Origin of the sequence: Agrobacterium sp. 22117, assembly GCF_052045735.1 — a bacterium.
In the GTDB taxonomy this organism is placed as follows: Bacteria; Pseudomonadota; Alphaproteobacteria; order Rhizobiales; family Rhizobiaceae; genus Agrobacterium; species Agrobacterium cavarae.
Window position 1 is genome coordinate 441,096 of record NZ_JBQEPP010000004.1, and the last position, 21,685, is coordinate 462,780.

At 59.3% G+C, this 21,685-nt stretch carries 18 protein-coding genes; 7 read left to right on the forward strand and 11 right to left on the reverse strand.

Annotated elements, in window-relative coordinates; genetic code table 11:
• Window positions 1-51 precede the first annotated feature (51 nt).
• The 3 genes from ACTJKV_RS14070 (at window position 52) to ACTJKV_RS14080 (ending at window position 2,944) form a co-directional block, all read left to right on the forward strand.
• Window positions 52-825, forward strand: a complete 774-nt coding sequence (locus ACTJKV_RS14070; protein ID WP_112360690.1) for a class I SAM-dependent methyltransferase — start codon at window positions 52-54, stop codon at window positions 823-825.
• 83 nt (window positions 826-908) lie between these two features.
• Entirely contained in the window at window positions 909-2,015 is a 1,107-nt protein-coding gene (hisC, locus tag ACTJKV_RS14075) for a histidinol-phosphate transaminase (protein WP_440598898.1), read from the forward strand.
• Window positions 2,015-2,944, forward strand: a complete 930-nt coding sequence (locus ACTJKV_RS14080; RefSeq protein ID WP_113261486.1) for a prephenate/arogenate dehydrogenase family protein — start codon at window positions 2,015-2,017, stop codon at window positions 2,942-2,944. The genes hisC and ACTJKV_RS14080 overlap by 1 nt, the downstream gene beginning before the upstream one ends.
• Before the next feature lie 32 nt (window positions 2,945-2,976).
• Here the strand turns inward: ACTJKV_RS14080 and ACTJKV_RS14085 are convergent, their stop codons facing one another.
• Window positions 2,977-3,978 carry a DUF2125 domain-containing protein gene (locus ACTJKV_RS14085; protein WP_440598899.1) on the reverse strand — a complete coding sequence of 334 codons (1,002 nt, stop codon included), beginning with the start codon at window positions 3,976-3,978 and terminating at the stop codon, window positions 2,977-2,979.
• 48 nt (window positions 3,979-4,026) lie between these two features.
• Between ACTJKV_RS14085 and ACTJKV_RS14090 the strand changes: the two genes are divergently transcribed.
• Window positions 4,027-4,560, forward strand: coding sequence for a gamma-glutamylcyclotransferase (locus ACTJKV_RS14090; RefSeq protein WP_440598900.1), 534 nt, complete (start codon window positions 4,027-4,029; stop codon window positions 4,558-4,560).
• Window positions 4,561-4,645: 85 nt separating this feature from the next.
• Here the strand turns inward: ACTJKV_RS14090 and ACTJKV_RS14095 are convergent, their stop codons facing one another.
• The 6 genes from ACTJKV_RS14095 to ACTJKV_RS14120 form a co-directional block, all read right to left on the reverse strand.
• Window positions 4,646-7,801: a multidrug efflux RND transporter permease subunit gene (locus tag ACTJKV_RS14095; RefSeq protein WP_440598901.1), complete on the reverse strand. Its 3,156-nt coding sequence runs from the start codon at window positions 7,799-7,801 to the stop codon at window positions 4,646-4,648.
• Window positions 7,802-7,810: 9 nt separating this feature from the next.
• Window positions 7,811-8,944: an efflux RND transporter periplasmic adaptor subunit gene (locus ACTJKV_RS14100; RefSeq protein WP_440598983.1), complete on the reverse strand. Its 1,134-nt coding sequence runs from the start codon at window positions 8,942-8,944 to the stop codon at window positions 7,811-7,813.
• An 87-nt stretch (window positions 8,945-9,031) separates the two neighbouring features.
• Complete coding sequence (locus ACTJKV_RS14105; protein WP_113179980.1) at window positions 9,032-9,589, reverse strand: TetR/AcrR family transcriptional regulator; 558 nt, start codon at window positions 9,587-9,589, stop codon at window positions 9,032-9,034.
• 295 nt (window positions 9,590-9,884) lie between these two features.
• A complete protein-coding gene (locus tag ACTJKV_RS14110) occupies window positions 9,885-10,643 on the reverse strand; it encodes an amino acid ABC transporter ATP-binding protein (RefSeq protein ID WP_440598902.1) in 759 nt (252 codons plus the stop codon).
• Entirely contained in the window at window positions 10,640-11,320 is a 681-nt protein-coding gene (locus ACTJKV_RS14115) for an amino acid ABC transporter permease (RefSeq protein ID WP_130978097.1), read from the reverse strand. Before ACTJKV_RS14115 ends, ACTJKV_RS14110 begins: the two co-directional genes overlap by 4 nt.
• A 110-nt stretch (window positions 11,321-11,430) precedes the next feature.
• On the reverse strand, window positions 11,431-12,216 hold the full coding sequence (locus ACTJKV_RS14120) for an amino acid ABC transporter substrate-binding protein (protein ID WP_440598903.1): 786 nt from the start codon (window positions 12,214-12,216) through the stop codon (window positions 11,431-11,433).
• Window positions 12,217-12,605: 389 nt separating this feature from the next.
• Here ACTJKV_RS14120 and katG point away from each other — a divergent pair, with 389 nt between their 5' ends.
• On the forward strand, window positions 12,606-14,789 hold the full coding sequence (katG, locus tag ACTJKV_RS14125) for a catalase/peroxidase HPI (protein WP_062600230.1): 2,184 nt from the start codon (window positions 12,606-12,608) through the stop codon (window positions 14,787-14,789).
• Window positions 14,790-15,015: 226 nt separating this feature from the next.
• Here the strand turns inward: katG and ACTJKV_RS14130 are convergent, their stop codons facing one another.
• Both ACTJKV_RS14130 and ACTJKV_RS14135 read right to left on the reverse strand, forming a co-directional pair.
• On the reverse strand, window positions 15,016-16,119 hold the full coding sequence (locus tag ACTJKV_RS14130; RefSeq protein WP_440598904.1) for a TRAP transporter substrate-binding protein: 1,104 nt from the start codon (window positions 16,117-16,119) through the stop codon (window positions 15,016-15,018).
• A 146-nt stretch (window positions 16,120-16,265) separates the two neighbouring features.
• Window positions 16,266-16,730, reverse strand: a complete 465-nt coding sequence (locus ACTJKV_RS14135; RefSeq protein WP_440598905.1) for a group III truncated hemoglobin — start codon at window positions 16,728-16,730, stop codon at window positions 16,266-16,268.
• A 148-nt stretch (window positions 16,731-16,878) separates the two neighbouring features.
• Between ACTJKV_RS14135 and ACTJKV_RS14140 the strand changes: the two genes are divergently transcribed.
• Window positions 16,879-17,238: a response regulator gene (locus ACTJKV_RS14140; RefSeq protein ID WP_062427616.1), complete on the forward strand. Its 360-nt coding sequence runs from the start codon at window positions 16,879-16,881 to the stop codon at window positions 17,236-17,238.
• Between the two features lie 301 nt (window positions 17,239-17,539).
• Window positions 17,540-20,158 carry an ATP-dependent chaperone ClpB gene (gene clpB, locus ACTJKV_RS14145; RefSeq protein WP_062427751.1) on the forward strand — a complete coding sequence of 873 codons (2,619 nt, stop codon included), beginning with the start codon at window positions 17,540-17,542 and terminating at the stop codon, window positions 20,156-20,158.
• Window positions 20,159-20,222: 64 nt separating this feature from the next.
• Here clpB and hpt read toward each other — a convergent pair whose 3' ends face one another.
• Window positions 20,223-20,768, reverse strand: coding sequence for a hypoxanthine phosphoribosyltransferase (gene hpt / locus ACTJKV_RS14150; RefSeq protein ID WP_062427617.1), 546 nt, complete (start codon window positions 20,766-20,768; stop codon window positions 20,223-20,225).
• Window positions 20,769-20,841: 73 nt separating this feature from the next.
• On the reverse strand, window positions 20,842-21,513 hold the full coding sequence (locus tag ACTJKV_RS14155; protein WP_440598984.1) for a hypothetical protein: 672 nt from the start codon (window positions 21,511-21,513) through the stop codon (window positions 20,842-20,844).
• Window positions 21,514-21,685 lie beyond the last annotated feature (172 nt).

Sequence of the window (21,685 nt, forward strand, 5' to 3'; positions counted from 1 at the left end):
GTGCTTGAAGTCCAAGCTTGAAGTCCTTTCGCGAGCCGCTACATTCCAGCCATGAACACCGATATCGTCGATCTGCGCGAATTCTATCATTCCCCCCTTGGCCGTTCTGCCGAACAGGCGATCACCATGGCGCTTTCAACGCTCTGGCCTTCGCTGCCGGATGAGCGGCTGGTGGGGCTCGGCTATGCCGTGCCGTTTCTCGACCGGTTTCGCCACGATACCGAGCGCACCTTTGCCTTCATGCCCGCAGGGCAGGGCGCGGTGAACTGGCCGGCGGGTGAGCTTTCCTCCACCGCGCTGGTGTTCGATGAGGAGCTGCCGCTGCCTGATTCCTCGATCGACCGCGTGCTGATGATCCACTCGCTGGAATTCGTCGAAAATCCGCGTGAGGCGCTGAAGGAACTCTGGAGAGTGTTGGCGCCTGGCGGGCGGCTGGTCATCGTGGTGCCGAACCGGCGCGGTGTCTGGGCACGCGTAGAGCATACGCCCTTTGGTTCAGGCCGACCCTATTCCCGCAGCCAGTTGACGGCACTTTTGCGCGAGACGAACTTCACCCCCGGCGCCTCGTCCGAAGCGCTGTTCTTCCCTCCGTCCAAGGTCCGCTCCGTGCTGAAGTTCCGTCGCTATCTGGAAACGATGGGGCGAAGGCTCTGGCCGGTCTTTTCCGGCGTGATCATCGTGGAAGCCCAAAAGCGTCTCTATCAGGGGCTACCCGTGACGCAGCGCGCGTCCCGCCGTGTCTTCGTGCCGGTGCTGGCGCCGCAGGGCGTGCCAAGCACTCGGACGAAATTGACACGCGACCTCGAGCAGCAAAAGACGCGCTGATACTCGACAAAGGGCTGCTTCCAGTCTAATGCCTTCGGCATTGTCAGGCCGGATTTCCCGGTGCTTTTCCGAAGGTCGATGAAATGAGTGCAGAGCTTAACCAACCTGTTCCACGTCCAGGCATCCTGGATATCGCCGCTTATGTTCCGGGTAAGGAGCATGTGGACGGTGTGGCGAAGGTCTATAAGCTCTCCTCCAATGAAACGCCGCTCGGCCCAAGCCCCAAAGCCATCGAAGCCTTCAAGGCGGCTGCGTCCAATCTGGAGATCTATCCGGACGGTCAGGCGGTGGCGCTGCGTCAGGCGATTGCCGGTGTTCACGGCCTGAACCCGGCCAACATCATCTGCGGCAACGGTTCGGATGAACTGCTCGGCCTGCTCTGCCACGTCTATCTTGGCGCAGGCGATGAGGCGATCATCACCGAACACGGCTTTCTCGTCTACAAGATCCAGATCATGGGCGCAGGCGCCACGCCGGTCACCGTCAAGGAAACGGATTGCACGGTCAATGTCGATGCGATCATCGACGCGGTTACGCCAAGGACGAAGATGGTGTTCATTGCCAATCCAGGCAATCCCACGGGCACCTACATTCCCGTGTCCGAAATTCGTCGCCTGCAGGCGACTTTGCCGAAAAATGTTATCCTGGTTCTCGATGCGGCCTACGCCGAATATGTGCGCAAGAACGATTACGAGGCGGGGCTTGAGCTCGTTTCCGGCAACGGCAACGTCGTCATGACCCGTACCTTCTCCAAGGTCTATGGACTGGCAGCGCTGCGCGTCGGCTGGATGTATGCACCGGCTGCCATCATCGATGCGCTGAACCGCGTGCGTGGACCGTTCAACATGAATGCGCCGGCCATTGCTGCGGGTGCCGCCGCCATCCGCGATCAGGCCTTCATGCAGCAGGCCGTGGCACATAATCTGCACTGGCTCGACCGGCTGACCTCGGTCTTCACCGAGCTTGGCCTCAAGGTCACGCCGTCCGTCACCAACTTCATTCTCATCCATTTCCCGGATCAGGACGGCAAGCGTGCAGCCGATGCCGACGAATTCCTGAGCAGTCGTGGCTATATCTTACGTGCCGTGCGGGGTTACGGCTTTGCCAATGCGCTACGCATGACGGTCGGCTCGGAAGAGGCCAATCTCGGCGTCATCGCCGCCCTCAAAGAGTTTATGGGTCAGGCGTGATGGCAGACATTCTGTTTGAACGCATCGCGCTGATCGGTATCGGCCTGATCGGCTCGTCCATTGCCCGCGACATCAAAGAGCTTGGCCTCGCACGCGAGGTGGTGGTCTCGACGCGCAGCGAAGAGACGCTGAAGCGTGCCGAGGAACTGGAGCTTGGGACATCCTACACCACTTCGGTGGCCGATGCCGTAAGGGAGGCCGATCTCGTCATCGTCTCGGTTCCCGTCGGCGCATCGGAGGACGTGGCTAAGCAGATCGCGCCGCACCTGAAGGCGGGCGCGATCGTCACCGATGTCGGTTCCACCAAGGCATCCGTGATTGCCCAGATGGCGCCGCATATGCCGCAGCATGTGCATTTTATTCCGGGCCACCCTTTGGCGGGGACGGAAAAATCCGGCCCGGATGCCGGGTTTGCCGGTCTCTTCCGCGATCGCTGGTGCATCTTCACGCCGCTGCCCGGCACGGATGCTGCCGCTCTCGATCGCCTGAAAGGTTTCTGGCTGGCGCTCGGTTCGCGCGTTGACGAGATGGACCCAGAGCACCACGACAAGGTGCTGGCGATCGTCTCGCATCTTCCGCATATCATCGCCTACAACATCGTCGGCACCGCGGACGATCTTTCGACGGTAACGGAATCGGAAGTTATCAAATACTCCGCCTCCGGCTTTCGCGATTTCACCCGCCTGGCGGCGTCCGACCCAACCATGTGGCGCGATATCTGCCTGCACAACAAGGATGCGATCCTTGAGATGCTGGCACGGTTTTCAGAAGATCTGGCCTATCTACAGCGGGCAATTCGCTGGGGCGAGGGCGACAAGCTGTTCGAGCTTTTCACCCGCACCCGTGCTGTCCGACGCTCCATTATTCAGGCGGGTCAGGATGTCGACGCGCCGGACTTTGGCCGCCATTCGCTCGACCAGAAGAAGTAAGCGCTTTGTGAGCCTCGATGAACCCCCGATCGTCAGATCGGGGGGATCTTGCCGAGCGGAATGAAGCCGCTGACGGTAGCGCGGCCGCGATCGACCACCAGATCGACGGATGTATGATCACCGCCACCTGCGAGCGCGCCAAGAAGCTTGCGGGCGGTGTCGATGGTGGACTGAAGCTGCGGGAAGGCCTGTTTGGCATTGTCGGCCCAGTCACCCAGCTTTTCGATCTCCAGCTTGAACTTGCCCGACAGATAGCCTTGATCGTCGAAGGCGAACGGGCCGCTGATGCGCATGATGCGACCATCGCCAATATCGAGCATCACCCGGCGCAATTCGCCGCTTGCACCGTAAAGGCCGGTCGTATCGCTGCCGTCGATCATACCGGCCTTGCCGGCAAGAGTGACGTCGGCAATGGCGTTGAGGCGGGGCAGGATCTGCGGCCAGCCCTGAACGACTGTGGCGGCGTCGTTCAGCGTTACTGCGCCATCGAGATCGGCGCCGTTCTGGCGCAGATGAACCTCGGTTTTGGCGGCGTCGAAGTCGATGGTCTGGTTGGTCACAGACGAGACGGCTTGCGCCTTCAATCCGTCGATCACCAGCGACGTGCGATCGATGCCCTTGAGCTTGGTGACGAGGCTGGATTGCAGGTTCGCCCATTGCGCCGAGACCGTGAGGCCATGCGGTGTGCGGATTTCAGCTGGCGAATCCAGCTCCCAGACGATGTGGCCCGGTGCGTAGACCTGGGCTGCAGAGCGCAGAGCGCCGAAGGATGTGGTCACCCCGGTTTTGGTATCTTCCACATTCACCTTGGAGCAGAAGAGGCCGATGCGGAAAGGATAGCCGCGGAAGGCCATGTCGGTGCATTCACCCTTGATGCTGGACGTGCCGCCGGGCGCAATCGCCTTGATCACCTTTTCTTCCAGCCTGTTGGCGGCGTAAAACCAACCCGCCGTGTAGATGGCGATGACAAGCACGATGCCGAGCCCGAGAAAAAGGAATTTTCTGCCTGTACGGGATTGGCTTGACGTTGCCATGATGATCTCCAATGCTGCGCAGCGTATAATAGTGATTTGGCGTGCGATATGGACGATTTTTGGGTCTTTGGCTACGGTTCGCTGATGTGGAACCCCGGCTTCCCTTTTGAGGAGCGTCAACGGGCGCGCTTATTCGGCTACCGGCGGGCGCTTTGCATCCGCTCCAACCACTACCGCGGTACGGAGGAAAGGCCGGGGCTGGTGCTGGGTCTTGAGCGCGGCGGGTCCTGCCTTGGCGTTGCTTTTCGGGTCAAGGCATCGGGCCGCAAGCCTGTGCTCGATTATCTGCGGGAGCGAGAACTGGTGACGAATGTCTACAAGGAACGCCTGATCATGGTGAGCCTTGAGGACGGTCGACGGCTGAACGCGCTGACCTATGTGGCAGACCCTTGCCACCCGCAATATGTCGGTGGTCTGAAGGTGGATGATGCCGCCTCGATCATCCGAAATGCAGAGGGCAGCTCGGGACCCAACTCGGATTATGTCTTCAACACGGTCGAGCACCTGAAAGCCATCGGCATTCGCGATGTCCTGCTGGAAAAGATTGCCGCTCATGTCGAGGACGAGGTTGGGACGAAGTAGCGGCCCGTCGAAATTCATCCTGTCTGACAAACGAAAACGCCGCGGATGTTTCCATTCGCGGCGTTCGTGTTTCAATCGATCTTCGTCAGGAGGAGTGGGTTTGGGTGGCCTGCGGCGGTGGCTCCTGTTTTTCCTCGTGCTCCGTGACAGGCCGCTTGGTGCGCATGAGCGTCAGGACGAAGACGAAGAAGGCGGGAACGAAGAAGACCGCAAGGATTGTGGCCGAGATCATGCCGCCCAGAACACCGGTGCCGATGGCGTTCTGACTTGCCGCACTTGGGCCTGTCGCAATCGCCAAGGGTACCACGCCGAGTGTAAAGGCAAGCGAGGTCATGATGATCGGGCGGAAGCGGACGCGTGCGGCCTGAACCGCAGAATCCAGGAGCGACTTGCCTTCCGCATAATAGTCCTTGGCGAATTCGACGATCAGGATCGCGTTCTTGGCCGAGAGACCGATGATCGCGATCAGACCCACCTTGAAGTAGATGTCGTTCGGCATATCCCGCACCATGACCGCCAGGACCGAGCCGATGATGCCGAGCGGAACGACCAGCATGACCGCAAGCGGAATGGACCAGCTTTCGTAGAGGCCTGCCAGAAGAAGGAAGACGAAAAGAATGCTGAGGCCGAAGAGGAAGGGTGCCTGGGAGCCAGACTTGATTTCCTCAAGCGCCTGGCCCGTCCATTCGTAACCGACACCGGCCGGAAGTTCCGAAGCGATGCGTTCCATCTCGGTGATCGCCGCGCCCGTGGAGTTGCCCGGAGCCGGAGCGCCGGAGATACGGATCGTCGGATAGCCGTTATAGCCGACGACCTGTGGCGAACCCTTCTGCCACTGGGCAATGGCAAAGGAGCTCAAAGGCACCATGCCGCCGCTCGAGTTGCGGACATTGAGCTTCAGCAGATCTTCCACCTGAAGGCGATCGCGGTCCTGCGCCTGCACGATGACGCGCTGCATGCGGCCGGCATTCGGGAAGTCATTGATATAGGACGATCCGAGATTGGCGGTGATGGTGTTGTTGATATCCGCAAAGGTCACGCCAAAGGTGTTGGCCTTTTCACGGTCGATCACCAGCAGCACCTGGGCCGCGTCCGGCAGACCTTCGATACGCATGCCCGTCAGGATCGGACTTTGGCTCGCCTTCTGCATCAGCTCTGCGGCTGCGGCAGAGAGGGCAGCCTGGCCGATGCCGTTACGGTCCTGCAGACGGAAGGAGAAGCCGCCGGACGTACCGAAGCCTTCGATCGGTGGAGGCGAAAGGGCAAAGGTTGTCGCATCCTTCAGACCGAAGAGCTTCATGTTGGCCCGGTTGGCGATATCCTGCGCCGAGTTGCCGGCACCACGCTCGCTCCAATCCTTCAGCGTTACGAAGGCAAGGGCAGCATTGGCGCCGTTGCCGGAGAAGCTGAAGCCCTGGATCGCGACAATATCCTTCACCGCGGGGTCGGCCTTGAAGATCGTCTCGATCTGCTTGATGGACGCGAGCGTGCGGTTGGCGCTGGCCTCTGGTGGGCCCTGGATGTCCACGATCAGGAAGCCCTGGTCTTCATCCGGCACGAAGGCACTTGGCAGGTTGATGAAGAGATAGCCGAGACCCGCGACCAGTGCCAGATAGATCACCATCATCCGGCCTGCTCGCTTGGCCGTGCCGGTTGCCGTCTTCGTATAGCCGTTCGTCAGGCTGTCGAACTTGCGGTTGAACCAGCCGCCGATGCCACGCTTTTCATGATGTCCCTTTGGAATGGGCTTGAGGAACGTCGCGCAGAGCGCAGGCGTCAGCGACAGGGCGAGGAAGGCCGAGAACAGGATCGACACCACCATGGTCAAGCTGAACTGGCGGTAGATGATGCCTGTCGATCCCGGGAAGAAGGCCATGGGAATGAAAACGCAGGAAAGAACCAGTGTGATGCCTAGGATGGCGCCGGTGATCTGGCGCATCGCCTTTTGCGTCGCGGCCTTGGGAGACAGACCTTCCTCGGCCATGATGCGTTCGACATTTTCGACCACGACGATGGCGTCATCGACGAGGATACCGATGGCAAGCACCATGGCAAACATCGTCAGCACGTTGATGGAGAAGCCCGTCGCATACATGATGGCGCAGGTGCCGAGCAGCGCCACCGGCACCACGAGTGTCGGGATGACCGTGTAGCGGAAGTTCTGCAGGAAGACGAACATCACCACGAAAACGAGGATGATGGCTTCCACCAGCGTGTGCATCACCTTCTCGATGGATGCGGAAACGAAGGGGCTGGTGTCATAGGGAACGCTGTAGGCGACGCCCGAAGGGAAAAAGCGCGACAGCTCTTCGAGCTTCGCCGTCACCGCTTTCGAGGTAGCGACCGCATTGCCGGTGGAGGAAAGCTGAATACCGACGGCAGCACTCGGCTGGCCGTTCAGGCGACTCGAGAAGTTGTAGGTTTCTGCACCAAGTTCGATCCGGGCTACGTCCTTCAAGCGAACGGAACTGCCGTCCGGGTTGGCGCGCAGGACGATGTTGCCGAACTCTTTCGTGTCGGTCAGCTGTCCCTTGACGAGAACGGTTGCCGTCAAATCCTGAGAGACCGGATTGGGTGCTGCACCGATCTGGCCTGCTGCCACCTGGGCGTTCTGGGCAGTGATCGCGCTGTTGATATCGGCGGCCGTCAGATTGAGGCCGACAAGTTTGTCGGCATCGATCCAGACACGCATGGCGCGCTGGGCGGAGAACAGCTGGGCGCGGCCAACACCGTCGATACGGCGCAATTCGCCAAGAACGTTGCGGTTGAGATAGTCGCCAAGCGCCACCTCATCCATCGTCCCATCGGTGGAGGTGAGCGTAATGAACATGAGGAAGCCGGAGGAGGCTTCTTCGACGGTCACACCTTGCGAGGCGACGGCAGAAGGAAGGCGTGCCTCCACGCGGCGGATGGCGTTCTGCACATCCACCGAGGCCTGGTTGATGTTGGTTCCGGCCTGGAAGGTGGCGTTGATCGAGACCTGACCTGCCGTATCCGAGGTGGATTCGAAATACATCAGTCCTTCGACACCGTTCAACTCGTCTTCGATGAGACGGGTCACGCCCTGATAGATTTCCTGCGGCGAGGCGCCGGGATAGCTGGTGGAGATCGTCAACTGCGGCGGTGCCACCTTCGGATACTGCGCGATCGGCAGGAAGGGGATGGCGATGATGCCGGCAATCGAGATGAACAGCGCGAAGACCCAGGCAAGGATCGGCCGTCTGATGAATAGCTGTGCCATGAGGTGACCTTACTGCTTCGGCGGTTGAGCTGCGGCATCGGCAGGCTTTTGCGGCTGCCAGGGTTCTGCTGCGATCTTGCCGCCAGGCTGAACCTTCTGTGCACCGTCGACGATGATCTTTTCACCCGCCGACAGACCCTTATCGACAACCCATTCGGTATCGACAGCCTGTCCGAGTTCGATCGGGCGGGCTTCGGCCGTGCCGTCATCCTTGGCGATATAGACCATCGGCTTGCCCTCGGCGTTGCGAAGAACGGCGCGTTGGGGAATGGTGATGGCGTCCTGGCGTACGGCCTGTTCGATGCGCACGCGCACATACATGCCGGGCAAAAGGTTGCGCTTCGGATTGGGGAATTCTGCACGCAGCGTCACTTGGCCGGTGGTGGCATCGACGCTGGCGCTGGCAAAGAGCAGGCGGCCGGCGTCGGCATAGACAGTGCCGTCATCGAAGACGAGACGGACACTTGCCTGATCCGGGGCGGGGCTTGCCAGCTTGCCGTCTTCCACCGCACGCTTCAACGCCAGCATGTCCTGCGCCGATTGGGTGAAATCCGCATAGATTGGGTCGATCTGCTGGATCAGCGCGAGGTTCTGAGTGCCATCCGCTGTCACCAGCGCGCCTTCGGTCACCAGTGCCGCACCGATGATGCCGGTAATGGGCGCGCGGACCTCCGTATAATCGAGGTTGATCTTGGCTTCATCGAGTGCCGCCTGCTGGAGCGCGACATCGGCGTCCGCCTGTGCAAGGTTCACAGCGGCCGTGTCGTATTCGATGCCGGTCGCGACATTGCGTTCGCGCAGGTTCTTCTGGCGTTCCAGTTGCTGGCGGGCGTTGGCCTGCGTTGCCTGCGCGCGCTGCAGCGCTGCCTGGGCGCTCTCCACCCGCACCTTGAAGAGCTTCGGATCGATGCGGTAGAGAATGTCGTCCTTCTGCACCAAGGTGCCCTGCTGGAAGACACGTTCCAGAAGAATGCCGGAAACGCGGGCGCGCACTTCCGCTACGCGCGTTGCGGCGACGCGGCCTGGCAATTCGTTGACGACAGGAACGGCGCGTGCCTTCAATTCGAGAACGCCAACGGCGGGCGGGGGCATTTGCATGCCGCCTTCCTGCGCTTGCAGCGACGGTCCCGACAGCACGATCATGCCACCAAGGAACAGGCTCGCAAGGCGGGGCAAAGCTTTTCTGCTCAGCATTTTTTCAATCCTTGTCTTCATCGCATCGAGCGATCGTCATTTTTTATCGGGTAAGGAAGCGTAGATGTCTTTGATGCCATCCAGAATCTCGTGTCGCTCGCTGGTCTCCCAGCGGTGGAAATCGAAGAGCTCCATGCAACAAAGACCCGTGAGGGCAAGATAGGTGAGAAGGGCTGCTTTCGGGCGCGGCCCGGCTTTCATCGCCTCGAGGTCGGCCTTCGTCCATGCCCGCATGCGCTCATGAACATTTTCCTCGCTGGACATGGCGGCTGAAATGGCGAAGCAAACGGCGCGGTCGATATCGTCCGGTGCCTCTTCCGCCAGACTGATCCGGCCGAAAAGCTCGGGGTGAGGAGCCTCGCTGTGCGAGCCGACGGCGTCGCGAATACGGGCCTCCTCAGCGGACATGTGCCGATCGATCAGAGCTTCGAGAAGCGCACTTTTCGACTTGTGGTCATAGACGACCCGCGATTTGCTGACGCCGGCTTCCTGCGCCACCGCATCGATGGAGAGTCCCGCCGCCCCGTCGCGCATGACAACGCGCTCGGCGGCGTCGAGAATATCGTCGGTGCTGATCTTGCGGGTTCTAGCCATGAAACGTCCTTTGTGGGAATTTAAGTACGAACGTTCGTTTTTAAAATCAAGCGGTTTCTCGCGCCCGCGCAGATTTGGTCCTTATTATTTGAATGATGGCTAATAGGCTTTTCTTTATAAATGCTTATAAAATGTTGCCACGCAATATGACCGAAGCCTGTGCACCCGTCTTCCCGTCCTGCTCACGCAGATTTGACACGGCGAGCGGGCGCGCAAAGCGGTCGCTGGGCGCGTTACCTCTAGCGCCTAATAGCTACCTGGAACGTGTCGAGCGAAGTTGAAAGCTCGAGAAGACTTATGACAACGTCTGTGCCGCATTGATGGATGAGACGAAACGTCGTGTCCGCTCCTGCTGCGGATTGCGGAAGATGGCGTCGGAACTGCCGGTCTCAACCACCTTGCCGGCTTCCAGAAACACGACGAGACCGGCGATCGTTGACGCAAGGCGCAGATCATGTGTCGCCATGACCATGGTCGTGCCTTCCCGCGCCAGTTGGCCCAGGACCTCGACCACTTCCGCCGACAGTTCCGGATCGAGCGCAGAGGTGGGTTCGTCGCAGAGCAGCACCTTGGGCGAGGGCGCAAGCGCGCGGGCAATGGCGACGCGCTGCTGCTGGCCGCCCGACAGGTTTGCAGGCCAGGCATCCGCCTTGTGCGCCATGCCGACCTTTGTCAACAGCTCCATCGCTCTCGAACGGGCCTTTTCCATCGGCCATTTTTGCACGACGAGCAGGCCTTCCATGACATTCTCGATCGCGGTTTTGTGCGGGAAGAGCTGGAAGTTCTGGAACACCATACCCGTCTGGCGGCGAATTTTTTGAATTTCCTGCCACGCGACCTTTCGACCGTGATGGAAGGAGACGCGATCGGTACCGATCCGCACGGTGCCTTCGCTTGGCAGTTCAAGAAGGTTGATGCAGCGCAGAAGCGTGCTCTTGCCGCCGCCCGAAGGCCCGACGAGAGCCGTCACGCTGCCTTCTGGAAAGCCGAGCGTGATGTCCTTGAGGATTACGACATCGCCGAAGCGCTTTTCGATGGCATTGAGTTCGATCATCGGTTGCTCTCCATCATGCCGCCATATCGGGCAAAGCGGGTTTCAAGTCGCGCCTGCAGGGCCGATAAAACGGAACTCAGGGCAAGGTAGATGAGAGCTGCTTCGATGTAGAGGATCAACGGTTCGTATGTCGTGGCAACGATGCGCTGAGCGGACTGGAAGAGTTCCGGCACGGTGATTGCCGCTGCAAGCGAGGTATCTTTCACCAGCGAGATGAAGGTGTTCGACAGAGGCGGCACGGCAACGCGCCCTGCTTGCGGCAAGATCGTGCGCTGCATGGCCTGACGCCAATTCATTCCCGTCGAGAAAGCAGCTTCCCACTGTCCCTTGGGCACGGACGAAATGGCGGCGCGAATGATCTCGGATGTATAGGCGCCGACATTCAGCGTGAAGCCGATGAGCGCTGCGGGAAAAGCATCGAGAAGAATGCCGATGCTCGGCAGTCCGTAGAAGATGACGAAGAGTTGGACGAGAAGAGGCGTTCCCCGGATCACCCAAACGTAGAAGCGTGCGAGGAGAACAACGGGCGCCGGACCGAACAGCCGCGCGACCGCTGTCGCCAGCCCGAGTGCCAGGCCAAGGACGAAGGAGAGCAGGGTCAGCGGTATTGTGAACTTCACCCCGGCCCACAGAAGCGTGGGGAGCGAATCCATCATCAATTGCAGCCAATGCGGCACGAAGAAACCCTCAAAACAAAAAGGAAGCCCGGCTGTTGCCGGACTTCGTCTGCGAATGATCTATAAGGGAGGATATAGCAGATGCGACGCATCCGCTATTTAGAAAGAGCTTACTTGGAAACGTCCTGACCGAAATAGGTGTCGGAAATCTTCTTGTAAGTACCGTCGGCCTTGATCTCTTCCAGCGCCTTGTTGATGGCGGCGACCAGTTCCTCATCGCCCTTGCGAACGATGATGCCGGAATAGTCCGCGTCCGGCTTTTCGGCGACGATCTTTACCGGTGCCTGCGGCTGCTTCTTTTTGAAGTCCAGGAAGGACAGGCTGTCATTGACGGTCGCATCGGCGCGGCCGGTCAAAACCAGCTGGATCGACTGGTCGAAACCGTCGGTGCCGACGAGTTCTGCGCCCGCTTCGGTCGCAAGCTTGCCGAAGTTGCTGGTCAGCGATTGCGCCGACTTCTTGCCCTTCAGGTCTTCAAAGCCCTTGATATCGGTATTCTTGTCGCTGACGATCAGCACGGCTTTCGAAGCAATGTAAGGCTCGGAGAAAGCGTATTTCTGCTTGCGCGCTTCTGTGATGCCAACCTGGTTGATGACGGCATCATAGCGCTTGGAATCAAGACCAGCGATCAGGCCATCCCACTTGCCTTCGATGAATTCCGGCTTCACCCCAAGCTTCTCTGCGACGGCCTGGCCGATTTCGACATCGAAGCCGACAAGCTTGCCGCTGGCATCATGAAAGGTGAAAGGAGCGTACGTACCCTCGGTGCCGATCTTGATGACGCCGGCGGACTTGATCTGATCGAGGTTTTCTCCCGCGGCAGAAGGAGAGATCAGCACGGCGTGGAGTGCAATCGTGGTTGCGGCCGTCGTTACGATTGTCTTGAGCAAGCCCATTGGTATTTCCTTTTCCCTATGTCCGGATAACATCGCTCCGGTTGATGTGTCATCCCACAAAGCGTGACGCCTTAAACGGCAGAAACGTTCAAAAAGATGCGGCGATGGAGAATATTTTTGCTGCTTTTTTCCTCTCTTGCTGGTCTCCCTCGGAATTGCCGCCTGAGCAGGCTGAAAGATGATGTCGATAATCATTTCCTATCGATGCAATCGGTAAATCCAACTTAAAACTATCACATCTATTGGCTAAGACATGAACCGCGAGGAGCGCCGCGCTGCTTCCGTCTTCGAAGATGGGATCATAGCGCGACGAGCGAGCGGCTCATATTATTTCCGCAACCGCGCTTCATTAAATTTGATGACTTGATTGAGCAAAGCAGGAGAACATCATGGACAATCCCAACGCAGCCGCGGGCAAGTGTCCCGTCGCCCATTCTTCCCCGCGTGGAAGAGGCAATCGTGACTGGTGGCCGGATCAGCTGGATATCCAGAAGCTTCACCAGCATTCCAGCCTGTCCGACCCGATGGGCAAGGACTTCGATTATGCCGAAGCGTTCAAGTCGCTAGACCTTGATGCCGTCAAGAACGATCTTCACGCGCTGATGACGGACTCCCAGGACTGGTGGCCAGCCGACTTCGGCCATTACGGCGGTCTCTTCGTTCGTATGGCCTGGCACAGCGCCGGTACCTATCGCATCACCGATGGCCGCGGCGGTGCCGGCATGGGCCAGCAGCGCTTCGCGCCCCTCAACAGCTGGCCGGACAATGCCAACCTCGACAAGGCGCGTCGTCTCCTGTGGCCGATCAAGCAGAAGTACGGCAACAAGATTTCCTGGGCCGACCTGATGATCCTGACGGGCAATGTCGCGCTCGAATCCATGGGTTTCAAGACCTTCGGTTTTGCCGGCGGTCGTGCAGACGTGTGGGAACCGGAAGAGCTCTACTGGGGCCCGGAAGGCACATGGCTTGGCGATGAGCGCTACAGCGGCGAGCGCCAGCTCTCCGAACCGCTCGGCGCGGTGCAGATGGGTCTCATCTACGTCAACCCGGAAGGCCCGAACGGCAATCCGGATCCGGTTGCCGCAGCCCGCGATATCCGCGAAACCTTCGCCCGCATGGCGATGAATGACGAGGAAACGGTGGCACTCATTGCAGGCGGCCACACCTTCGGCAAGACCCATGGTGCGGGCGACCCGTCGCTGATCGGCGCAGAGCCGGAAGGTGGCGCGCTTGAGGACCAGGGTCTCGGCTGGAAGAGCAAGTTCGGCACGGGCGTCGGCAAGGATGCCATTACCGGTGGACCGGAAGTCACCTGGACGCAGACGCCGACCCAGTGGAGCAACTTCTTCTTCGAAAACCTCTTCGGTTTCGAGTGGGAACTGACCACGAGCCCGGCTGGCGCAAAGCAGTGGGTGGCGAAGAATGCAGAGCCGTCCATTCCCGATGCCTTCGATCCGTCGAAGAAGAAGCTGCCAACCATGCTGACGACGGACCTCTCGCTGCGCTTCGACCCGGAATATGAGAAGATTTCGCGTCGCTTCCTGGAGCATCCGGAACAGTTCGCCGATGCTTTTGCCCGCGCATGGTTCAAGCTGACCCATCGCGACATGGGTCCGAAGGTTCGCTACCTTGGTCCGGAAGTTCCGGCCGAAGATCTGATCTGGCAGGACGTCGTTCCGGCTGTGAACCATCCGCTGATCGACGATCAGGACATTGCCGAGTTGAAGGCAAAGGTTCTGGCGACCGGTCTTTCGGTGCAGGAACTGGTGTCCACTGCCTGGGCGTCCGCCTCGTCCTTCCGTGGTTCGGACAAGCGTGGCGGTGCCAATGGCGCACGCATTCGCCTGGAGCCGCAGAAGAACTGGGAAGCCAACCAGCCTGAGCAGTTGGCAAAGGTTCTCTCGGTTCTCGAAGGCGTCCAGCGTGACTTCAACGCGGCTCAGACGGGCGGCAAGCAGATCTCGCTTGCCGATCTCATCGTGCTGGCGGGTGCTGCCGGAATCGAAAAGGCCGCGAAGGCTGGCGGACAGGATGTAACCGTACCGTTCACGCCTGGCCGCGCCGATGCCTCGCAGGAGCAGACCGATGTTGCCTCCTTCGCCGCACTCGAGCCACGCATCGATGGCTTCCGCAACTATGTCAACGAGAAGCGCCATCAGTTCATGAAGGCAGAGGAAGCACTGATCGACCGTGCGCACCTGCTGACCCTGACCGGTCCTGAAATGACGGCGCTCTTGGGTGGCCTTCGTGTTCTCAACGTCGGCAAGCCAGAGCATGGCGTCTTCACTGATCGTCCCGAAGTTCTGACGAACGACTTCTTCGTCAACCTTCTCGACATGAGCACCCAGTGGGCTCCGGTCGCTGGCGAGAAAGGCATCTACGAGGCCCGTGACCGCAACACCAACGAAGTGAAGTGGACCGGTACGCGTGTCGACCTGATCTTCGGTTCGCACTCGCAGCTGCGCGCCTTCGCCGAGGTCTATGCCTCCGCCGATGCCGGCCGCAAGTTCACCAAGGACTTCGTTGCTGCTTGGAACAAGGTGATGAACGCCGACCGCTTCGATCTCGTCTGATTTCTGAAGCTGGCACACAATGAAAGGGGCGCGATGAAAGTCGCGCCCCTTCTTGTTTAAAGCGCCGTGCGTCCTATTGGAGGCACAAAGGACGCTTTGCCTTTTTGAATCGACGCATCGTGGTTTCCGAAAATCGAGTCCGATTTTCGCGCCGATGCTGTAGCCTGAAAACAGAAAGGCCACCCGCACTCGACGGATGGCCTTCATAGACATTGCACAGATGAAGCTAAAGCGTGCCGTTGCGCTGCTGGATCATCATGTAGGTGTCATAGGTGTATTCGGCGATCTGCGCCCAGAGATAGGCATCCTTCTTGAAGGCCTGCTGGCTTTCGTAGATGGTCTTGAAGTCCGGGTTCACCGAAGAAATGCCGGCATAGGTCTCGACCGCTGCCTTGTGGCAGACATCGAGGATTTCCTGGCTGAACGGGCGAAGGATCGCGCCTTGAGCCACGAGTTCCTTGAGCGCCTTCGGGTTCTGCGCGTCGTAGCGCTCCAGCATGTAGGCGTTACCCGCGGCGCAGGCGTCTTTCAGGATGCGCTTGTAGTTTTCCGGCAGGCTGTTGTACTTCTCGAGATTGATGAAGGCGTGAACCGCGGGGCCACCCTCCCACCAAGCGGGATAGTAGTAATATTTGGCGACCTTATAGAAGCCGAGCTTCTGGTCGTCATAAGGGCCGACAAATTCGGTGGCGTCGATCGTGCCCTTTTCAAGGGCGGCATAAACATCACCGCCGGCAATCTGCTGCGGCGTGACGCCAACCTTCTGCATGACCTGGCCGGCAAGTCCGGCGATACGCATCTTCAGACCCTTCAGGTCATCGATGGTGTTGATTTCCTTGCGGAACCAGCCGCCCATCTGTGCGCCGGTGTTGCCGAGCAGGATGGAATAGATGTTGTGCTTGGCAAAAAATGCGTTCAGCAGATCGTTGCCGCCGGCCTGATTGAACCAGGCATTGGTCTGGCGAGCATTGAGACCGAAGGGAATGGCGGTGCCGAGCGCGAAAGTCGGGTCTTTGCCGACATAATAATAGGAGCAGGTATGGGCCATCTCGACCGTTCCGGCGCTGACTGCATCTGCAGCCTGGAGCGCCGGGACAATTTCACCCCCGGCAAAATGTTGGATGACGAAGTTGCCGCCCGAGGCTTCTTTCACATGATCGGCAACCAGCTGCCCCGCGCCAAAGAGAATATCCAGCCCCTTGGTGAAAGAGGATGTCATGCGCCATGTGATCTGCGGGTTTTCCTGCGCAATAGCGGGTGCTGCGAGGGCTGCTGCTGTAACGCCTGCGCTGGCGGCGCCCGCGTTTCTAATAAACGATCTGCGATCCATCACTGATTGCCTTGACTGAAGCTTCGGCGAACCGCTTGGTACGCCTCCCGCCGATGTAATAACCACGTCCGATTGCAGCCTTCAAGACAATAGTGGTGATATTTCGGCCAGCCTTGGGTAACCCCAAGTTGAGATCTGCAAATTCGTCAGGTGCCGCGTGTCGGATCGTCGAAAGCGGGGTTGTAGAAGAGCGAGAGTGTCAGACTTCTGGCGATGCGGTCGGCGGTCTGCATGAACCATGCATGCGCTTGCCCCGTTGGCGCGATCTCATCCAGCGTCTGCGAAAACAATGTCAGCCATTGGGGAAAAAGATCGGCGCTCATGCCGCCGACCCCCATATGCGCCTGGACCGGCTTTCCGCCATAGGCCCCGGTCTTGAATGCGACGGAAGACCAGAAGCTCTTCATCTTTTCCATGTGCTCCGGCCAGCGGCCTGAAAGCCGGTTGTCGAAGACAGGTCCGAGCGTGTCATGCGCACGGACACGCTCGTAAAAGGTCTCGACCAGTCTGGAAATAAATGCCGCATCGACACCCATGCGGGCCATATCCCTTTCGGCGCGTTCCTGCATTGCCGCGCTGTGCACAGCTCTTGCTGCCATGTCTTCACTCATCAGTTATCGGGTCTGCCTTGGATGGGGTGGAACGCATTGTGGCATGGGTTGTTAACCATGCCACCGGTGGCCTCACCGTCATTTACTTATTGCAAAGGGAAATGACCGAGTTTGGGCTCGCTGGAATGAATACCAGGAGCAATGGAAGATGGCCAGAATTCTCATTACCGAAGATGAAGACGCTCTGCGTACGTTTGTCGCCCGGGCACTTCGCCTGGATGGACACGAAACCCATGAGGCCGCCGATGGCGAGCAGGGGTTCGAAAAACTGAGCGAACAGGATTTCGATCTTCTCCTGTCCGATATCCGCATGCCGGTGATGGACGGGATCGAACTGGCGCATCGTGCCTCGACGCAATATCCCAACCTCAAAATCCTGCTGATGACGGGATATGCCGAACAGCGTGAGCGTGCGGACGATCTCGTTACCAAGATCATCGACGTCGTTCCCAAGCCCTTCGCACTGCCGGATATCCGCCTTGCCGTGGCTCGCGCTCTCGCGGCCTGATGAGACAGCGGACACACTGCGCGATGGGTTTGCGGACCTGTCGCTTCTGCGGCTTTCGCCGTCTGCCTGAAGCAGGCCGCAGTATTTTGCATGCGTAACTGCCGCATGCTCTTTAAAGGCATGAAAACACCCACCATATTCTGGCTAAGCAAGCTGCGGCGATCAAATGCGCCAAGGCTTCGCGGCACTTGCAAATCCAAGATGTGAGATGCCGAAAAGGGGTCTGCCGCTTACGGGGGCTCCAATCCCAACGTTCCGATCTGTGCCGAAAGCGGGCAGGCCGGCAAAGGAGGCTATGAATATGAACATTGAAAAATACTCAGAGCGGGTCCGCGGATTTCTTCAATCCGCCCAGACCTATGCGCTGGCGCAAAACCACCAGCAGTTCGCAGCCGAGCATGTGCTCAAGGCGCTGCTCGATGACGACCAGGGAATGGCGTCCTCGCTGATCGAGCGCGCAGGTGGCGATGCAAAGGAAGCGCGGCTTGCCAATGATGCGGCGCTGGCCAAACTGCCCAAGGTTTCCGGCGGCAATGGCGGCCTCTCGCTGACAGCGCCGCTTGCGAAGGTCTTTGCGACCGCTGAAGACGTGTCGAAAAAGGCAGGCGACAGCTTCGTGACCGTCGAGCGTTTGCTACAAGCGCTCGCGATCGAGACCTCCGCGTCCACCTCCTCGTCACTCAAGAAGGCGGGGGTGACGGCGCAGGCGCTCAATCAGGCGATCAATGATATCCGCAAGGGCCGCACGGCCGATAGCGCCAATGCCGAACAGGGCTTCGATGCGCTGAAGAAATTCGCCCGTGATCTGACGGAGGAAGCGCGCGAAGGCAAGCTCGATCCGGTGATCGGTCGCGATGACGAAATTCGCCGCACGATCCAGGTTCTGTCGCGCCGCACCAAGAACAACCCCGTGCTGATCGGTGAACCGGGCGTCGGTAAGACGGCCATCGCCGAAGGTCTGGCGTTGCGCATTATCAATGGCGACGTGCCGGAAAGCTTGAAAGACAAGAAGCTCATGGCGCTCGACATGGGCGCGCTGATTGCCGGTGCGAAGTATCGCGGTGAGTTTGAGGAACGTCTGAAGGCTGTGCTGAACGAGGTTCAGGCCGAAGCAGGTGGCATCATCCTTTTCATCGATGAGATGCACACGCTGGTTGGAGCCGGCAAGGCGGATGGCGCAATGGATGCGTCCAACCTCCTGAAGCCTGCTCTTGCCCGTGGCGAGCTTCACTGCGTCGGTGCAACCACGCTCGATGAATATCGCAAGCATGTGGAAAAAGATCCGGCACTTGCCCGTCGCTTCCAGCCGGTTCTGGTTGACGAGCCAACGGTCGAGGACACGATCTCGATCCTGCGTGGTTTGAAGGAAAAGTATGAGCAGCATCACAAGGTCCGTATCTCGGATTCGGCCCTGGTTGCGGCTGCGACGCTTTCGAACCGCTACATCACCGATCGCTTCCTGCCGGATAAGGCCATCGACCTGATGGACGAAGCCGCATCGCGTCTTCGCATGCAGGTGGACTCCAAGCCGGAGGAGCTCGACGAACTGGATCGTCGCATCATCCAGCTCAAGATCGAGCGCGAAGCCTTGAAGCAGGAGACGGATGCGTCTTCCGCCGACCGGCTGAAGAAGCTAGAGGATGAGCTGACCGATACGGAGGAAAAGGCGGATGCCCTGACGGCCCGTTGGCAGGCGGAAAAGCAGAAGCTCGGACATGCTGCGGATCTGAAGAAGCAGCTCGACGAAGCACGCAACGAATTGGCGATTGCCCAGCGCAACGGTCAATTCCAGCGCGCCGGTGAGTTGACCTACGGCATCATTCCAGGCCTGGAAAAGGAACTGGCGACGGCGGAAGAGCGCGACAGCAACGGTGCCGCCTCCATGGTTCAGGAAGTGGTGACGGCGGACAATATTGCCCATGTCGTCTCCCGCTGGACGGGCATTCCCGTCGACAGGATGCTGGAAGGTCAGCGCGAGAAGCTGCTGCGCATGGAAGACGAACTCGGCAAGTCCGTGGTCGGCCAGGGCGAAGCGGTTCAGGCCGTGTCGAAGGCGGTGCGCCGTGCGCGTGCCGGTCTTCAGGACCCGAACCGTCCGATCGGCTCCTTTATCTTCCTCGGCCCGACGGGCGTGGGTAAGACGGAGCTGACCAAGGCCTTGGCGCGCTTCCTCTTCGACGACGAAACCGCGATGGTTCGCCTCGACATGTCGGAATATATGGAGAAGCACTCCGTTGCCCGGCTGATCGGTGCGCCTCCCGGCTATGTCGGCTATGAAGAAGGCGGGGCTCTGACGGAAGCGGTTCGCCGCCGCCCGTACCAGGTCGTGCTGTTCGATGAGATCGAAAAGGCGCATCCGGACGTCTTCAACGTCCTGTTGCAGGTGCTGGATGACGGCCGTCTGACCGATGGCCAGGGCCGCACCGTCGATTTCAAGAACACCATCATCATCATGACGTCGAACCTCGGTTCGGAGTTCCTGACGCAGATGGGCGACAGCGACACGGTGGAGTCGGTCCGCGAAATGGTGATGGAGCGCGTGCGCGGTCACTTCCGCCCCGAATTCCTGAACCGTATCGACGACATCATCCTCTTCCATCGCCTGCATCGCGATGAGATGGGTGCGATTGTCGATATCCAGCTTCGCCGCCTCGTCTCGCTGCTCAGCGATCGCAAGGTGACGCTCGATCTGGATGAGGATGCCCGGATCTGGCTGGCCAACAAGGGTTACGACCCTGCATATGGTGCACGCCCGCTGAAGCGTGTCATTCAGAAGTCCGTTCAGGACAGGCTGGCCGAGATGATCCTGGGTGGCGAGGTTCCGGATGGTTCCACCGTCAAGGTGACCTCCGGTACCGACAGGCTGCTGTTCAAGGTCAAGCAGCCATCTGCGCATGATGGCGTGGCAGACGCCGCGTGATGTCGTTAAGGGCTCCTTCGAGAGCCCTTTTTCGTTGTTGCGGTTTTATCGAGAAGAGACAGACTTACTCTGCGTCACCAGTGACGACGCCGACGAAAGGCAATTCGCGGAAGGCATAGGCCACATCCATGCCGTAGCCGACGACGAAGTAGTCCGGGCATTCGAAGCCGACGAAATCAGCCTCCAGATCTTCCTTGCGCTTGACCTTCTTGTCCAAAAGCACGGCGATGGAGACGTTGCGGGCGCCACGCTCGAAAAGCAGTTCCTTGGCAAAACGCAGTGTGCGACCGGATTCGAGAATATCGTCGATCAGAAGAACGTCGCGGTCCTTCACGTCGCTGTCGATATCCTTGACGATCTTGACGCCTTGCGAAACGGTGCCGGTGCCGTAGCTGGAAAGCGTGATGAATTCGACTTCCGGTGCAAGGCCGCTATCGTGCAGCGCGCGGATGAGGTCGGCAGCGAAAATGAAGGAGCCCTTCAACACCGCAATGACCAGCAGGTCCTTTGTCGGGCCCTGGGCGATGTGCTTTGCCATGTCGCGGTTGCGCTCTGCGATCTGGTCGGCGGTGTAAAGCGGCTCGATGTTTTTTCCACGAACGACGGGCATTGTGTCTCCTGCATTGCTTCGCAGCCAGACAGAACCTGCCGGCGGATGAAATGAAGGGGCTGCGGTAGCACAGTCAGCGGGCGGAAGCATCCGTTTCGATAAAGGAAAGCTTGATTTCTGGCGTTTTTCCACCGGGATGGCGCAGTTTTGCCGAGAAACCATGGCTCTGGCCAGGACCGATCTCGATGATGGGCGGCTCGATCAGCATGCTGGCGACCTTTTCACCTTTCGCCGCAAAGAGGTCGGCACGGATGGACGGAATCTCCTGAATGTTGTCGGTTCTGTTGTCGACAATGCCATTGATGACCAGGACTTCCATCCCGCCAGCATCCTGCGGGGTAATGCTGATATGCGAGATGGCAAGTGGTTCAGGCGGTGCCTCGACGGTCGGTCTTTCCGTCGGAAGCACGGAAAATCCACCGGACATAAAGAACATGCCGACGGCTGCTGCCGCGACGACGGCCGAATAGCCGTCGACCGAAAGCGAGGAAAGCTTGCGATCGATCCACGCGATCATCGCCTGAAATGTCTCGAGCGCACCGACGGTCCTGGGCTTGCCTTGTTGATAAGCCGCGCGTCGATTGTCGTTTCCGTAGTCACGAAACACCGTTTCCTTTACGGTCACGAAGTCGGCGTCGATCGTTTCCTGTCGCGTCACGGCTCTTGTCTTTGGCCGGGCAGCAGGCGCATCTGGCATCAAAAGGTCGTAATCATGTGCCGATTGTTTGCGAAATGGACGGAACATAGCCATGAAGTTCCCTTGGTCAGTTTTTCAGCCCGAGTTCACCCCGGGCATTGAAAGGAATCTTGACCAGTCGTAAATTTAATTGGTTAACGCTTCGCAAAGATCGACTGAGTCGAGCCGCGTTTCCCGCCGTTTGCGGGCAAAAAGCGGCAGGGCGGAGATTTGAAGACGC

What these genes read in the sequence shown, in the direction of transcription:
- ACTJKV_RS14090 (WP_440598900.1), top strand. Translation starts at nt 4,027, where the DNA reads ATGGACGATTTTTGGGTCTTTGGCTACGGTTCGCTGATGTGGAACCCC.
- ACTJKV_RS14100 (WP_440598983.1), bottom strand. Translation starts at nt 8,944, where the DNA reads ATGATCGTGCTGTCGGGACCGTCGCTGCAAGCGCAGGAAGGCGGCATG.
- hpt (WP_062427617.1), bottom strand. Translation starts at nt 20,768, where the DNA reads ATGCCCGTCGTTCGTGGAAAAAACATCGAGCCGCTTTACACCGCCGAC.
- ACTJKV_RS14080 (WP_113261486.1), top strand. Translation starts at nt 2,015, where the DNA reads ATGGCAGACATTCTGTTTGAACGCATCGCGCTGATCGGTATCGGCCTG.
- clpB (WP_062427751.1), top strand. Translation starts at nt 17,540, where the DNA reads ATGAACATTGAAAAATACTCAGAGCGGGTCCGCGGATTTCTTCAATCC.
- ACTJKV_RS14140 (WP_062427616.1), top strand. Translation starts at nt 16,879, where the DNA reads ATGGCCAGAATTCTCATTACCGAAGATGAAGACGCTCTGCGTACGTTT.
- ACTJKV_RS14130 (WP_440598904.1), bottom strand. Translation starts at nt 16,119, where the DNA reads ATGGATCGCAGATCGTTTATTAGAAACGCGGGCGCCGCCAGCGCAGGC.
- ACTJKV_RS14095 (WP_440598901.1), bottom strand. Translation starts at nt 7,801, where the DNA reads ATGGCACAGCTATTCATCAGACGGCCGATCCTTGCCTGGGTCTTCGCG.
- ACTJKV_RS14120 (WP_440598903.1), bottom strand. Translation starts at nt 12,216, where the DNA reads ATGGGCTTGCTCAAGACAATCGTAACGACGGCCGCAACCACGATTGCA.
- ACTJKV_RS14155 (WP_440598984.1), bottom strand. Translation starts at nt 21,513, where the DNA reads ATGTTCCGTCCATTTCGCAAACAATCGGCACATGATTACGACCTTTTG.
- ACTJKV_RS14110 (WP_440598902.1), bottom strand. Translation starts at nt 10,643, where the DNA reads ATGATCGAACTCAATGCCATCGAAAAGCGCTTCGGCGATGTCGTAATC.
- ACTJKV_RS14085 (WP_440598899.1), bottom strand. Translation starts at nt 3,978, where the DNA reads ATGGCAACGTCAAGCCAATCCCGTACAGGCAGAAAATTCCTTTTTCTC.
- katG (WP_062600230.1), top strand. Translation starts at nt 12,606, where the DNA reads ATGGACAATCCCAACGCAGCCGCGGGCAAGTGTCCCGTCGCCCATTCT.
- ACTJKV_RS14105 (WP_113179980.1), bottom strand. Translation starts at nt 9,589, where the DNA reads ATGGCTAGAACCCGCAAGATCAGCACCGACGATATTCTCGACGCCGCC.
- ACTJKV_RS14135 (WP_440598905.1), bottom strand. Translation starts at nt 16,730, where the DNA reads ATGAGTGAAGACATGGCAGCAAGAGCTGTGCACAGCGCGGCAATGCAG.
- hisC (WP_440598898.1), top strand. Translation starts at nt 909, where the DNA reads ATGAGTGCAGAGCTTAACCAACCTGTTCCACGTCCAGGCATCCTGGAT.
- ACTJKV_RS14070 (WP_112360690.1), top strand. Translation starts at nt 52, where the DNA reads ATGAACACCGATATCGTCGATCTGCGCGAATTCTATCATTCCCCCCTT.